The organism is Rhodococcus sp. P3_B8, assembly GCF_056402775.1.
The window spans coordinates 1-13408 of sequence record NZ_JBFUGT010000172.1 but is presented as its reverse complement, the minus strand read 5'-3'; the positions used below and the strand labels follow the sequence as shown (position 1 = coordinate 13408).

The window sequence follows — 13408 nt, the reverse complement described above, 5'->3', positions numbered from 1 at the left end:
GGCGGTGAGTGCGGCGGCCCGTGTCACGGCGGCCGCGAGGACGCCGTCGCCGTCCGCGATCTCGTCGACGATGCCCGCGGCGAGCGCGTCGGAGCCGCCGAAGCGGCGGCCCGTCGTCATCGCCTCGACCGCGGTCTGCTTGGGCAGACGGGTGTTCAGGAGCGCCGACATCCCCACGGTGAACGGCATGTTCAGCGACACCTCGGGGAGACAGTAGAACCCGCGGTCGGCGCGCATCACCCGGAAGTCGTGCGACGTGGCGAGCATCGCGCCGGCACCGAAACTGTGCCCCTGAACGGCGGCGACGGTGGCCATCGGGAACGCGAGGAGGCGGCTGTAGATCGTGTGTACGCGGTCGAGATATTCGGGGAGCTTGTCCGTGTTCGCGAAGATCCACGTGGTGTCCAGGCCGTTCGTGAAGAACTTGCCCGTCGCGGTCGTGACCAGTGCGGCGGGACCCTCGTGGGCTTCCACCTCGTCCAGCGCGGCATGGGTGGCGTCGATCCAGTCCGGATGGAAGCGGTTCTCGTTGTCCGTCTCGCCCTCGTTGCCGAGGTACAGGATGAATACGTCGCCGTCGCGATCGAGATAGGGCATGAGTGGAAGACTATCGCCTCATGGGAACGCCAGACGCCGCGGCCGCCGCGCTCGCCGCGCACACGAACTGCGCCGAACACTCGATCGCCGTCGTCCTCGGATCGGGGTGGAATGCCGCCGCCGACCGGTTCGGCGAATCACTCTGCACCGTCCCGATGGCCGATCTACCGGGATTCACACCGCCGGCCGCCGCGGGTCACGCCGGGACGATCCGTTCCGTGGACGTGGGCGGCACACGGGTCCTCGTCCTCCTCGGCCGCACCCACGCCTACGAGGGCCATCCCCTGTCGTCCGTCGTCCACCCGGTACGCACGGCCATCGCCGCGGGAGCGACGACCGTCATCTTGACGAACGCCGCCGGGGGAATCCGCGAGGACTTCACCGTCGGCCAGCCCGTGCTGATCAGCGATCACCTGAACCTCACGGCCCGGTCACCTCTCGTGGGCGCGGAGTTCGTGGACCTCGTCGACGCGTACGACCCCGAACTGCGGGCCCTCGCCCGCGACATCGACGGGTCGCTGACCGAAGGCGTCTACGCCGGTCTGCCGGGTCCGCACTACGAGACCCCCGCCGAGATCCGCATGCTGCGGACGATCGGTGCGGACCTCGTCGGCATGTCCACCGTCCACGAAACGATCGCGGCGCGGGCGCTGGGCGCCCGCGTCCTCGGGATCTCGATGGTGACGAATCTCGCGGCCGGTATCACCGGCGAGCACCTGAACCACGAGGAGGTCCTCGCCGCGGGCCGGGCGTCCGCCGACCGCATGGGCGGTCTGCTGCGAGAACTGGTGGAACGCTTGTGAGCGATCCGATCGCGGACTGGATCGACGCCGATCCCGACCCCGAAACCCGGGCGGAACTCGCGAATCTCTGCGACGACGAGCTCGCCGACCGGTTCGCCGCTCCGCTGAGTTTCGGGACCGCGGGTCTGCGCGGGCCGGTGCGGGCAGGCCCGAACGGCATGAATCTCGCCGTGGTGATCCGCACGACGGCCGGGCTGAGCGCGTGGCTGAAAGACCGGTGCCTGGGCGGCTCCACCGTCGTCGTCGGGCGCGACGCGCGGCACGGATCCGAGAAGTTCGCCGTCGCCGCCGCGGAAGTGCTGGCGGCCGCAGGATTCTCGGTCGTCCTCCTCCCCCGCCCGCTCCCCACGCCGATCGTCGCGTTCGCTGTCCGCCGCCTCCGCGCCGCGGCCGGCGTGCAGATCACCGCCTCCCACAACCCCGCCGCCGACAACGGGTACAAGGTCTACCTCGACGGCGGCGCCCAGTTGATCTCGCCGTCCGACCGGGAGATCGAAGCATCGATCACCCGGGTCGGGCCCGCGAACCTCGTGCCGCGCACCCCGGTRACACCGGCGTCCGAGGAACTCCTCGACCTCTACGTCGACCGGGTCGCGTCCCTGCCGACGGGACGGTCGCGGACACTGCGTATCGCGCTCACCGCCATGCACGGCGTCGGCGGCGAGACCGCGGTCACCGCACTGAAATCCGCCGGATTCACCGACGTCCACAGCGTCGCCGCACAGTTCGACCCGGACCCGGACTTCCCGACCGTCCAGTTCCCCAATCCCGAGGAGCCTGGGGCCGCGGACGCCGTCCTGGCTCTCGCCGCGGAGGTCGGCGCCGACATCGCGCTGGCCCTCGACCCGGACGCCGACCGGTGCGCGGTCGGCGTGCGCGGGCCGGACGGGTGGCGGATGCTCCGCGGCGACGAGACGGGCGTCCTGCTCGGCGAGCACGTCCTCGCGTCCGCCCCGGCCGATTCGCTCGTCGCGACGACGATCGTCTCGTCCGCCCTCCTCGGAAAGCTTGCCGAGGCCCGCGGCGCCCGCTTTGCCCGCACCCTCACCGGTTTCAAGTGGCTCGTGCGGGCCGGCGAGGGTCTCGTGTACGCGTACGAGGAAGCGATCGGTCACTGCGTCGACCCGGAGTCGGTGCGCGACAAGGACGGTATCTCCGCCGCGGTGGTGGCCGCCGACCTCGCCGCGACGTTGCGGGCAGAGGGGTCGACACTCCGCGACAGGCTGGACGACTACGCGCTCGAATTCGGATTGCACGCCGGAGACCAGGTGTCGCGACGTGTCACCGACCTCGCGGACATCACCGCGATGATGCGACGCCTGCGGTCGGAACTGCCTGCCGAACTGGCCGGCGAACCCGTCGAGGCCACGGATCTGGCGGAACTGCGGGGGCAGTCCCGCACCGACGCGGTCGTACTCGCGGGGTCCACTGTCCGGATGGTCGTGCGTCCCTCGGGTACCGAACCCAAGCTCAAGTGCTACCTGGAGGTCGTTGTCCCGGTGCCCGATCGATCGGCGCTACCCGCAGCCCGCGAGAGTGCCGCGTCCCGGTTGAACCTGTTGCGCGAGTTCGCCGAAGCCCTGTAGCCGAGGAGTCAGCGCGGCCCGAACTGACGGTCCCCGGCGTCGCCGAGGCCGGGCACGATGAACGCGTCCTCGTTGAGGCCCTCGTCGACGGCAGCGGTGACGAGTCGCACGGGATAACCCGACGCCGAGAGGGCGGCAACGCCTTCGGGCGCCGCGACGACGCACACGGCGGTGACGTCTGTGGCGCCGCGGGCGACGAGCAACTCGATCGTGTGCGCCATCGAACCGCCGGTCGCGAGCATCGGGTCGAGAACGTACACCGGGATCCCGGACAGATCCGCGGGGAGCGACTCGAGGTACGGCACCGGCAGATGCGTCTCCTCATCCCGAGCCATCCCGACGAAACCGACTCGCGCCTGCGGGATCAGGCTGCTGGCCTGCTCGACCATGCCCAGTCCGGCGCGCAGGACGGGAACGAGCAACGGCGGATGAGTGAGCCGCACCCCGTCAGTCGTCGCGATGGGAGTGACCACGTCGAACGTCTCGACCGGAGCCTCGCGCATCGCCTCGTACACCAACATGTGCGTCAGCCTTCGCAAGGCGGCGCGAAATGTGGCATTCTCGCTGCGCGCATCGCGCATCGTTGTCAGGAGGACCGCTGCGAGCGGGTGGTCGACGACGTGCGTGTTCATTCTCGAAGGATAAGGGGCCGCGGGGCTAGATTTCGCAGGAGAGCAATTCTCGGCGAATCGGGGGTGGAACCGAATCGGTCTCACCGGCGGCGTCGTCCAATATGGTGACCGGTTTGACGTCCTCTCGGCCGTGAACGACCGAGATTCCCCTCGAGACTCGCGTCCCAAGGTTCCTGTTTCACAGATAGTAGCCTCCCGCACTTACGTGCGGGGCGGTCTCACGCCATCTCCACAGGCTGCCACCGTCAGTCCGACGGCCAAAATATTCTTCGCCGCGTTCACATCCCGGTCATGGACGGCACCGCATCGGCACGTCCACTCCCGCACGATCAGCGGCATAGTCGAGGCGATCCCCCCACACTTCGAGCAGGTCTTCGACGACGGATAGAACCGGTCGATCGCCACCACCCGCCGACCGTACCAGTCGGCTTTGTACTCGACCATGGACCGAAACTCGGACCAACTCGCATCCGAGACCGCCCGAGACAACGACCGATTCTTGACCATGTTCCGCACACTCAGATCCTCGATGGCGATCACTTGGTTTTCGCGCACCAGTCGAGTGGAGAGTTTGTGCAGATAATCGCGACGCCGATCGGTGATCCGGCCATGTATCTTCGCGACTTTTTGTCGGGCCTTGGCCCGGTTACAGGATCCTTTCTCCTTCTTGGCAAGCACCCGCTGCGCCTTCGCCAACCGCTCACGGTCCTTGCGCTCATGACGCGGGTTGGTGATCTTCTCCCCCGTCGAGAGCGTGTAGAGGCTCGTGATCCCGGCATCGAGGCCGACCACCTGATCTGTCGGCCCGAGCTCGGTGATCGTGTCCTCGACGAGGATCGAGATGTGGTACTGACCGCGAGCATTGCGCGACACCGTCACCTGCGACGGCGCGGCCCCCTCCGGTAGCGGCCTCGACCACCGRATGTCGAGSGGTTCGGACTGCTTGGCCAACCGGATCTGCCCGCCSCGGTAGGTGAAGCAGTTCGAGTAGTAGGTCGCCGAATCCTTCGACTGGSCCTTCTTCTTGAAYYGCGGGTAGCGGGACTGCTTGCGCCARAACYTGTCGAACGCMCCCTGCAACTGCCGCAGCGMCTCCTGCAACGGYCCCTTCGACGGCTCCGACAACCACTCGGTCYCGGTRTCYCGCTTCCATCCGGTGAGCATCTTCGAGGTGTCSSYGTAGGTGACCCGCCGCYGYTCCTGCGACCAGGCACGCGASCGYYCGGCCAACGCCCGGTTGTAGACRTACCGGGTGCATCCGAACGTCCGAGCAAGCTGTTCCGCCTGCACCGCWGTCGGATAGAAGCGGTACTTGAACGCCCGCTTCACYACCCTCCCCGCCATGCCTGAGAGACTAACATCCTAAAATTCCAGATGCAGGGGATCGGCTATCCCGGACCTGAAAGAACTGGTTTTCCCCCGAAAGATTCACGGATCAAATCCGACTGGGGGATGACGATGAACGACTTAAGGGCGGCTACCGCGAGTATCGCCGAGTCGAGCGAGTCCGATCAGGTCACCGCCGAGGTCGACGGGAACGGCACGCTGACCGGTCTCTGGATGGACGACTCCGTCTCGACGCTCAACGCCCGCACACTCGCGACGGTGATCACGAGCACCACACAGGAGGCCGCCCGGCTCGCCACCGAACAACGCACCCGGGTGATGACGACGCTGCAGGACGGGTTCGGGAGGGTGTGACCGTCACTCCCCGGTGAAGTCTACGACCGTCTGGCTGAGCGGCGGGCCGATTGCTGGGACCGTCGCCGTCGGGGTCTTCCCGTCACAGTGCCGGTCCGGAACATGCACCCTCGTCGAACGACTCGACGCACAGTGAGAGTCATGCTAGGGCTCCGATACGCGCCGGTCGCCCCGTTTGGCCCTCTGCGTCACGGCTGCCGCGACACGGCGGCGGCGGGCACCGGAAACGGTCCGCACACAGCCCGGGTATAACTTTGGCCACGGGGTCGATAGGCTTCGCGCCATGGCTGGAGACATCGTCCCGATCGAACTCGGTCTCACCGACGGCGACCTCGTGACACTGTGGGCACCACGGTGGCGTGAGGGCGACGACGAGTGGGAAGCATTCCTTGGTCACGAGGAAGACCTCTACGGGTTCGAATCAGTGGCAGAACTCGCTGCCTTCATCCGCACGAACACCGACAACGATCTCGTCGAGCATCCCGCCTGGAGTGTGGTGTCTGGGCTGTCCGCCGCCGAACTCGAACCCGACGAGAACTTCTGCTTCGATCTGATCGGGGTGCCGGAGCTGGCGGCGAGTGACCCCGAGGCTCTCGTCGTGAGCGAACTCGAAGACACGCTCAACATGGTGCGCAACATCGGTGAGGTCTGCGAACTGGACGCGGTCACCAAGTTCTTCAACGCGAACCCCATTCTCGGCGCGCTGCCCGCAGGCGCCAGCGCATTCGAGGGCCGCGAGGGCGAGGAGCTGTGGGCCCAGATCGGCACCGCCATCGCGAAGGGCTGGGATGACGTCCTCGACGCCGTCGACAACATCGTCGCCACCCCCGAGGTGGATGCCGAGGCGGTAGCCGTCGCCGAGGCCGAACTGGTGGCCGCCGACGAGAACACCGTCGACGTGGACGACGTGGCCGAAGAGGCGGAGGAAGACGAGGAGTTCGTCGCGCTCGACCTCGACACCGAGGACGAGGAGGAGGAGGAGGACGACTCGTTCTGGGGTGCGGTGGGTGTCGATCCCGTCAAGATCATCACGTCCGGGGAGACCTACTTCACGCTCCGCTGCTACCTCGACGACGACGCGCTCTTCCTCGGGCGTGACGGCGCGATCTTCGTCTTCACGTCCGAACGCGCGCTGGCCCGCTATCTCGCCGACAACCACGAGCACGCCCTCGCGCAGGTGAGCACGTACGAGGAGATCCAGGTGGCGGCCGTCGACGGATCGCTCGAGGTCGAGGTCACCGACGAGAACGTGTACGTCCTCCCCGGTCTCGCCGACGACCTGGCCGCCGGTCCGGAGTCCGTCGACGCGGACCAGCTCGACCTTGCCGTCGAATTGTTCACCGATGCAGCCGATTTCGCCGACGACGATTCGGTGGAGACCGCACTCGCGACGTCCGAGCCGCTGGGCTGGTACGTCTCGTTCGTCCTCAACCCGGATCCGACGCGGATGGCGCCCAGCGCACCGTTCGACGCCGAGGCCGAGGCGTGGCGGACGCTTGAGCGGGAGTTCGAGGCCCGCCTGCGGAAGGTCTGAGCGCCCGCCCTCGGGGCGCTCAGCCCACCAGCACGGCGAATCCCGGCTTKATCACCTCGTCGATCAGCTGCAACCGCTGATCGAACGGGATGAAGGCCGATTTCATGGCGTTGATGGTGTAGCGCTCGAGATCCGTCCAGCCGTAACCGAACGTCTCGACGAGGCGGAGCATCTCCTGGCTCATGCTGGTGTCGCTCATCAGCCGGTTGTCGGTGTTGACGGTCACCCGGAACCGCAGCCGGGCGAGCAGGTCGAACGGATGATTCTCGAGCGCGTCCACGGCCCCGGTCTGAACATTGGAACTGGGACACAGTTCCAGGGGAATCCTCTTGTCCCGCACATAGTTCGCGAGCGCGCCCAGCACCGGGACGCCGTCGTCGCCGATCGTGATGTCGTCGGTGATCCGAACCCCGTGCCCGAGGCGGTCGGTGCCGCAGAACGCGATGGCCTCGTGGATGGACGGCAGACCGAACGCCTCACCCGCGTGAATGGTGAAATGCGCATTGCTGCCGCGCATGTACTCGAAGGCGTCGAGGTGGCGGCTGGGTGGATTCCCGGCCTCGGCACCGGCGATGTCGAAGCCGACGACGCCGCGGTCCCGGAACCGGATCGCCAGTTCCGCGATCTCCCGGGACCGCGCCGCGTGCCGCATCGCGGTGAGCAGTACGCCGATCCGGATGTTCTGGCCGCGCACCTCCGCCGCCGACTCCCCTGCCTCGAATCCCAGCAGGACCTTTTCCACCACCTCGTCCAGGGTCAGCCCCTCCTCGAGGTGCTGCTCCGGGGCGAACCTGACCTCGGCGTAGACCACGCCGTCGTCGGCGAGGTCCTCGGCGCATTCACGGGCGACGCGTTCGAGCCCGACGGGTGTCTGCATGACCGCGACCGTGTGGGCGAACGTCTCGAGGTATCTCTCGAGCGAACCGCTGTCGGCGGCCTCCCGGAACCACGTGGCCAGCGCGGGCGCGGTGTCGGCGGGCAGCGCGTCGTAGCCGCAGTCGCGGGCGAGTTCGAGAACCGTCTCGGGCCGGAGACCTCCGTCGAGATGGTCGTGCAGCAACACCTTCGGCGCTCGGCGCAGGGCCGACAGATCCAGTGCGGTCATGCGTCGACGTTAGCGTGAGGGATCCTCTATCCGCTCGATGACGAGCGGCGTGGTCACCGACGGCGCGTCGGCCATGACGGTCCAGGCTTCGGAAAGTGCGGCTTTCGCCGCGGCGAACCGTTCGGGCGTGTCGGTGTGCAGCGTGACGAGCGGGGTGCCCACCGACACCGTCTCCCCCGGTTTCGCGTGCAACTCGATGCCCGCCCCCGCCTGCACCGGCTCGCCCTGTCGCGCCCGACCGGCGCCGAGCCGCCATGCGGCGAGCCCGACCGCCATGGCGTCGAGACCGCACACCACCCCGTCGGACTCGGAGAGCAGCACCTCGGTGTGCCTGGCTGTCGGCAGCGGCGCGTCGGGGTCGCCGCCCTGGGCGGCGATCATCCTCCGCCAGCGGTCCATGGCGGACCCGTCGCGCAGTTTGTCGGCGGGGTCGACTCCGTCGATTCCGGCTGCCTTCAACATTTCTCGCGCGAGCTCGAGCGTCAGTTCCACGACGTCGGATGGGCCGCCTCCGGCGAGCACCTCCAGCGATTCCCGGACCTCGAGTGCGTTGCCCGCGGTGTGGCCGAGGGGCGCGTCCATCGCCGTGAGCAACGCCATCGTCCGCACTCCGGCGTCGTTCCCGAGGTCGACCATCGTCTGGGCGAGCTCCCGCGCGTCGTCGAGCTTCTTCATGAACGCGCCCGACCCGACCTTGACGTCGAGCACGAGCGCGCCGGTGCCCTCGGCGATCTTCTTGCTCATGATCGAGCTGGCGATCAGGGGGATCGATTCGACCGTCCCGGTGACGTCGCGGAGCGCGTACAACCGCCGGTCCGCCGGCGCCAGGTCTGCGCCGGCGGCGCAGACGACGGCTCCGACGGCGGGGTCGGACAGGATCTCGGCCATCTCGGAGGTGTCGAGGTCGGCGCGCCAGCCCGGGATCGACTCGAGCTTGTCGAGGGTTCCGCCGGTGTGACCGAGCCCGCGTCCCGACAGTTGCGGCACCGCGGCGCCGCATGCCGCGACCAGCGGTGCGAGCGGGAGCGTGATCTTGTCGCCCACACCACCCGTCGAGTGCTTGTCCACGGTGGGGCGGCCGAGGTGGGTGAAGTCGAGGCGTCGACCGGACGAGATCATCGCCGTGGTCCAGCGGCTCACCTCCTCGCGCGTCATCCCGCGGAAGTAGATCGCCATGGCCAGCGCCGACATCTGCTCGTCGGCCACGACCCCCCGGGTGAATGCCTCGACCACCCAGTCGATCTCTGCACCGGACAGTTCCCTGCCGTCGCGCTTGGCGGCGATGATCGACGAAGCGTCATGCATGGCTGATTCTCCCCTTCTCCTCCGGACCGAAAGCGTCCGGCAGCAGCTGTTCCAGTGGGCGCACGCCGGCCCGGTGGTCGACGAGCAGTCCGGGGCCGCCGTGCTCGAAGAGAATCTGCCGGCAGCGTCCGCACGGCATGAGTATGTCGCCACTCGCGTCACAGCAGGTGAAGGCGATTAATCGGCCGCCGCCGCCCGCAAATAAGTTACCGACCAGTACGCACTCGGCGCAGAGCCCCAAACCGTATGAGACATTTTCCACATTGCATCCGACGACGATTCGTCCATCGTCCACCAGTGCCGCCGCCCCCACCGCGAACCCGGAGTAGGGCGCATAGGCTTGGCCCATCACCTCATGCGCGTTGGCGCGCAACAGTTTCCAATCGATCTCGACCATGGTTCCCCATCCAATCACGTGGGCTGAATGGATGCAGAGATTCGCTCGGTACGGCCCGATCCGCATTGGAGAGGCAAACCTAACTTCATTTGAAAGGGCCGTACGAACCCCGACTCGAATTAGTTCCCCCGTTTCCGTTGGGTTTAGAGTTCAGAGAAGTCGGTTCAGGATCACGTCGGGTCCCCAGTTGTGGTATGTCCGCAACGCTGCGCAGACTCGACACGTCCACCAATGACGTTGGAGGCACAGCACTCGATGAGTACTACGACTGAAGCCGCTCCGGCCAAGGAGCGCACACGGTCGCTTTACCGGGGCGACCCCGGAATGTGGTCCTGGGTTTTGCACCGGATCACAGGCGTAATGACGTTCTTCTTCCTATTCGTGCACGTGCTGGATACCGCGCTGGTGCGCGTGAATCCCGACACGTACGACAGTGTCATCGAGACCTACAAGAACCCGATCGTCGGGCTCATGGAGCTCGCGCTCGTCGCCGCGGTGCTGTACCACGCACTGAACGGTGTCCGGGTGATGCTGGTGGACTTCTGGTCCAAGGGACCGCAGTACCAGCGCCTGATGCTCTGGGTAATCCTCGCGATCTGGTTCCTGGTGATGATCCCGGGCGCCGGCCGCATCTTCTACAACATGTTTGCGGGGCACTGACATGACGACAGAAGCCAAGAGTCTCGGCAAGACCTACGACCGTCCCGCCAGCCTGGACAACCCGCGCTCTCCGCGCCGGACCTCGAAGAACAACTTCGAGCTGTACGCCTGGCTGTTCATGCGGTTCTCCGGACTCGCACTGATCTTCCTCGTGCTCGGCCACCTCTTCATCATGCTGATGCTCGACGACGGTGTGCACCGCATCAACTTCGCGTTCGTCGCAGGCCGCTGGTCCAGCCCGTTCTGGCAGTTCTGGGACCTCACCATGCTGTGGCTTGCCCAGCTGCACGGCGGAAACGGACTCCGCACGGTCATCGCGGACTACTCCCGCAAGGACTCCACGCGCTTCTGGCTGACCACGATCCTCGTTCTCTCGATGATCCTGATCATGGGCCTCGGCACGTACGTCATCTTCACCTTCGACCCCAATATCTCGGCGAGCTAGGGGAGCACAGACTTCATGCAGGAACACCGTTATGACGTGGTCATCGTCGGCGCCGGCGGCGCTGGCATGCGCGCAGCGATCGAGGCCGGTCCCCGCGCCCGCACCGCGGTACTGACCAAGCTCTACCCCACCCGCAGCCATACCGGCGCGGCCCAGGGCGGCATGTGTGCCGCGCTGGCGAACGTGGAGGAAGACAACTGGGAGTGGCACACCTTCGACACGGTCAAGGGCGGCGACTACCTCGCCGACCAGGACGCCGTCGAGATCATGGCCAAGGAGGCCATCGACGCGGTGCTCGACCTCGAGAAGATGGGTCTGCCGTTCAACCGCACGCCCGAGGGCAAGATCGACCAGCGTCGTTTCGGTGGTCACACCCGCGATCACGGTAAGGCCCCCGTGCGCCGCGCATGTTATGCCGCGGACCGCACCGGCCACATGATCCTGCAGACGCTCTACCAGAACTGCGTCAAGCACGACGTCGAGTTCTTCAACGAGTTCTACGCCCTCGACATCGCGATCACCGAGACGGAGAACGGCCCGGTCGCCACCGGCGTCATCGCCTACGAGCTGGCCACCGGCGAGATCCACGTCTTCCACGCGAAGTCCATCGTGTTCGCCACCGGCGGCTCGGGACGCATGTACAAGACGACGTCCAACGCGCACACCCTCACCGGTGACGGCATGGGCATCATCTTCCGCAAGGGCCTTCCGCTGGAGGACATGGAGTTCCACCAGTTCCACCCCACAGGCCTGGCGGGGCTCGGCATCCTCATCTCCGAGGCCGTGCGCGGTGAGGGCGGCATCCTCCGTAACGCCGACGGCGAACGGTTCATGGAGCGCTACGCCCCCACCATCAAGGACCTCGCACCCCGCGACATCGTTGCGCGGTCGATGGTCCTCGAGGTCCTCGAGGGACGCGGCGCGGGACCGAACAAGGATTACGTCTACATCGACGTGACCCACATCCCCGAGGAAGTCCTCGACGAGAAGCTCCCCGACATCATGGAGTTCTCCCGCACCTACCTCGGTGTGGACCCGGTCAAGGAACCGGTGCCGGTGTACCCCACCTGCCACTACGTCATGGGCGGCATCCCCACCCGGATCAACGGTGAGGTCCTGCGCAACAACGACGAGATCGTCCAGGGCCTGTACGCCGCCGGCGAGTGCGCCTGCGTCTCCGTCCACGGCGCGAACCGTCTCGGCACCAACTCGCTGCTCGACATCAACGTCTTCGGACGCCGCGCCGGCATCGCCGCCGCCGAGCACGCCAACAACAGCGAGTTCGTCGACATGCCAGAGGCGCCCGAGAAGATGGTCGACGACTGGATGGCCACCATCCTGTCGGACCACGGTCACGAGCGTGTCGCGGACATCCGCAGCGAGCTGCAGCAGTCCATGGACAACAACGCCTCGGTGTTCCGTACCGAAGAGCGCCTCACCCAGGCGCTCAAGGACGTGCGCGCCCTCAAGGAACGCTACAACCACATCACGGTGCAGGACAAGGGCAAGCGCTACAACAGCGACCTGCTCGAGGCCGTCGAGCTCGGCTTCCTCCTCGAGATGGCGGAGGTCACCGTCGTCGGCGCGCTGAACCGCAAGGAGTCGCGCGGCGGCCACGCCCGTGAGGACTACCCGGACCGCAACGACGCCGAGTACATGAAGCACACGATGGCATACAAGGAGGGCGACGGCCTGCTCTCCGACATCCGTCTCGACTACAAGCCGGTAGTCCAGACCCGTTACGAGCCGATGGAGCGTAAGTACTGATGAGCGCACCTGCAGTCGACAAGAGCGAGAACAAGGCGGATCTCCCTCCCGTTCCCGAGGGCGCCGTCATGGTCACCCTCAAGATCGCGCGGATGAACCCGGAGTCCGGCGAGGGCCAGCACTGGGACAGCTTCCAGGTTCCGGCTCTGCCGACGGACCGCATGCTGAACCTGCTCCTGTACGTGAAGGGCTACCTCGACGGCACCCTCACGTTCCGTCGCAGTTGCGCCCACGGCGTGTGCGGTTCGGACGCGATGCGGATCAACGGCGTCAACCGTCTGGCCTGCAAGCTCCTCATGAAGGACATGCTGCCCAAGGACGGCAAGCCGGTCACGATCACCGTCGAGCCCATCAAGGGCCTGCCGGTGGAGAAGGACCTCGTCGTCGACATGGAGCCCTTCTTCGACGCGTTCCGCGCCGTGAAGCCGTTCCTCATCACCACCGGCAACGAGCCCACCCGTGAGCGCATCCAGTCGCAGCACGACCGGGCACGTTTCGACGACACCACCAAGTGCATCCTGTGTGCCTGCTGCACCACGTCGTGCCCGGTGTACTGGAGCGACGGCAGCTACTTCGGTCCGGCCGCCATCGTCAACGCTCACCGCTTCATCTTCGACAGCCGTGACGAGGGTGCGTCGGAGCGTCTCGACATCCTCAACGACAAGGACGGCGTCTGGCGTTGCCGGACCACGTTCAACTGCACCGACGCGTGCCCCCGTGGCATCCAGGTGACGAAGGCGATCCAGGAAGTCAAGCGCGCGCTGCTGTTCGCACGCTGACCCCAGGTCTGCCGAGCACGTTCCAGGGCGCCCCCGACCGCACCGGTCGGGGGCGCCCTGCGTCGTGTCCAACCTCACTGTCCGAGCGGTCCCACGG

The 13408-nt window shown here is 66.8% G+C and carries 14 protein-coding genes; 8 read left to right on the top strand and 6 right to left on the bottom strand.

What is annotated here, in order from left to right; genetic code table 11:
- Positions 1-597, bottom strand: a 597-nt coding sequence (locus AC1D1G_RS31340) for an enoyl-CoA hydratase/isomerase family protein (RefSeq protein WP_477955083.1), incomplete at its 3' end; no start/stop codon positions are given.
- A gap of 20 nt (positions 598-617) precedes the next feature.
- On the opposite strand from AC1D1G_RS31340, the gene AC1D1G_RS31335 reads away from it, so the two are divergent.
- Together AC1D1G_RS31335 and AC1D1G_RS31330 are read left to right on the top strand one after the other, a co-directional pair.
- Positions 618-1400 (top strand): purine-nucleoside phosphorylase, encoded by a 783-nt coding sequence (locus AC1D1G_RS31335; protein WP_105420591.1) that lies wholly within the window; start codon positions 618-620, stop codon positions 1398-1400.
- Entirely contained in the window at positions 1397-2986 is a 1590-nt protein-coding gene (locus tag AC1D1G_RS31330) for a phospho-sugar mutase (RefSeq protein WP_477955082.1), read from the top strand. Before AC1D1G_RS31335 ends, AC1D1G_RS31330 begins: the two co-directional genes overlap by 4 nt.
- Before the next feature lie 8 nt (positions 2987-2994).
- Here the strand turns inward: AC1D1G_RS31330 and upp are convergent, their stop codons facing one another.
- On the bottom strand, positions 2995-3618 hold the full coding sequence (gene upp, locus AC1D1G_RS31325; protein WP_477955081.1) for a uracil phosphoribosyltransferase: 624 nt from the start codon (positions 3616-3618) through the stop codon (positions 2995-2997).
- Between the two features lie 201 nt (positions 3619-3819).
- Positions 3820-4962, bottom strand: a complete 1143-nt coding sequence (locus tag AC1D1G_RS31320; protein WP_477955079.1) for an RNA-guided endonuclease InsQ/TnpB family protein — start codon at positions 4960-4962, stop codon at positions 3820-3822.
- 114 nt (positions 4963-5076) lie between these two features.
- Here AC1D1G_RS31320 and AC1D1G_RS31315 point away from each other — a divergent pair, with 114 nt between their 5' ends.
- Positions 5077-5319, top strand: a complete 243-nt coding sequence (locus AC1D1G_RS31315; RefSeq protein ID WP_280782704.1) for a YbaB/EbfC family nucleoid-associated protein — start codon at positions 5077-5079, stop codon at positions 5317-5319.
- Positions 5320-5602: 283 nt separating this feature from the next.
- On the top strand, positions 5603-6853 hold the full coding sequence (locus tag AC1D1G_RS31310; protein WP_477955078.1) for a primosomal protein: 1251 nt from the start codon (positions 5603-5605) through the stop codon (positions 6851-6853).
- Between the two features lie 19 nt (positions 6854-6872).
- On the opposite strand, the gene AC1D1G_RS31305 is transcribed toward AC1D1G_RS31310, so the two are convergent.
- Genes AC1D1G_RS31305 through AC1D1G_RS31295 form a run of 3 tightly spaced genes read right to left on the bottom strand, consistent with a single transcriptional unit; the run spans position 6873 to position 9660 of the window.
- Complete coding sequence (locus AC1D1G_RS31305) at positions 6873-7958, bottom strand: adenosine deaminase (RefSeq protein ID WP_280782702.1); 1086 nt, start codon at positions 7956-7958, stop codon at positions 6873-6875.
- A 9-nt stretch (positions 7959-7967) separates the two neighbouring features.
- A complete protein-coding gene (locus tag AC1D1G_RS31300) occupies positions 7968-9263 on the bottom strand; it encodes a thymidine phosphorylase (RefSeq protein ID WP_283333031.1) in 1296 nt (431 codons plus the stop codon).
- On the bottom strand, positions 9256-9660 hold the full coding sequence (locus tag AC1D1G_RS31295) for a cytidine deaminase (protein ID WP_280782700.1): 405 nt from the start codon (positions 9658-9660) through the stop codon (positions 9256-9258). The genes AC1D1G_RS31300 and AC1D1G_RS31295 overlap by 8 nt, the downstream gene beginning before the upstream one ends.
- 255 nt (positions 9661-9915) lie before the next feature.
- Here AC1D1G_RS31295 and sdhC point away from each other — a divergent pair, with 255 nt between their 5' ends.
- Genes sdhC through AC1D1G_RS31275 form a run of 4 tightly spaced genes read left to right on the top strand, consistent with a single transcriptional unit; the run spans position 9916 to position 13311 of the window.
- Positions 9916-10320: a succinate dehydrogenase, cytochrome b556 subunit gene (sdhC, locus tag AC1D1G_RS31290; protein WP_005239889.1), complete on the top strand. Its 405-nt coding sequence runs from the start codon at positions 9916-9918 to the stop codon at positions 10318-10320.
- 1 nt (position 10321) lies between these two features.
- Positions 10322-10765, top strand: coding sequence for a succinate dehydrogenase hydrophobic membrane anchor subunit (locus tag AC1D1G_RS31285; RefSeq protein WP_005239887.1), 444 nt, complete (start codon positions 10322-10324; stop codon positions 10763-10765).
- 15 nt (positions 10766-10780) lie between these two features.
- The gene (gene sdhA, locus AC1D1G_RS31280; protein WP_005256984.1) at positions 10781-12532 is read left to right on the top strand and encodes a succinate dehydrogenase flavoprotein subunit; all 1752 of its coding nucleotides are present in this window, start codon (positions 10781-10783) and stop codon (positions 12530-12532) included.
- Positions 12532-13311 carry a succinate dehydrogenase iron-sulfur subunit gene (locus AC1D1G_RS31275; protein ID WP_141475391.1) on the top strand — a complete coding sequence of 260 codons (780 nt, stop codon included), beginning with the start codon at positions 12532-12534 and terminating at the stop codon, positions 13309-13311. The genes sdhA and AC1D1G_RS31275 overlap by 1 nt, the downstream gene beginning before the upstream one ends.
- Positions 13312-13408 lie beyond the last annotated feature (97 nt).

Bases quoted from the DNA above. Each gene is read 5' to 3' on its own strand.
- AC1D1G_RS31335 (WP_105420591.1), top strand. From the start codon at position 618: ATGGGAACGCCAGACGCCGCGGCCGCCGCGCTCGCCGCGCACACGAAC.
- sdhC (WP_005239889.1), top strand. From the start codon at position 9,916: ATGAGTACTACGACTGAAGCCGCTCCGGCCAAGGAGCGCACACGGTCG.
- AC1D1G_RS31275 (WP_141475391.1), top strand. From the start codon at position 12,532: ATGAGCGCACCTGCAGTCGACAAGAGCGAGAACAAGGCGGATCTCCCT.
- AC1D1G_RS31300 (WP_283333031.1), bottom strand. From the start codon at position 9,263: ATGCATGACGCTTCGTCGATCATCGCCGCCAAGCGCGACGGCAGGGAA.
- sdhA (WP_005256984.1), top strand. From the start codon at position 10,781: ATGCAGGAACACCGTTATGACGTGGTCATCGTCGGCGCCGGCGGCGCT.
- AC1D1G_RS31310 (WP_477955078.1), top strand. From the start codon at position 5,603: ATGGCTGGAGACATCGTCCCGATCGAACTCGGTCTCACCGACGGCGAC.
- AC1D1G_RS31285 (WP_005239887.1), top strand. From the start codon at position 10,322: ATGACGACAGAAGCCAAGAGTCTCGGCAAGACCTACGACCGTCCCGCC.
- AC1D1G_RS31295 (WP_280782700.1), bottom strand. From the start codon at position 9,660: ATGGTCGAGATCGATTGGAAACTGTTGCGCGCCAACGCGCATGAGGTG.
- upp (WP_477955081.1), bottom strand. From the start codon at position 3,618: ATGAACACGCACGTCGTCGACCACCCGCTCGCAGCGGTCCTCCTGACA.
- AC1D1G_RS31315 (WP_280782704.1), top strand. From the start codon at position 5,077: ATGAACGACTTAAGGGCGGCTACCGCGAGTATCGCCGAGTCGAGCGAG.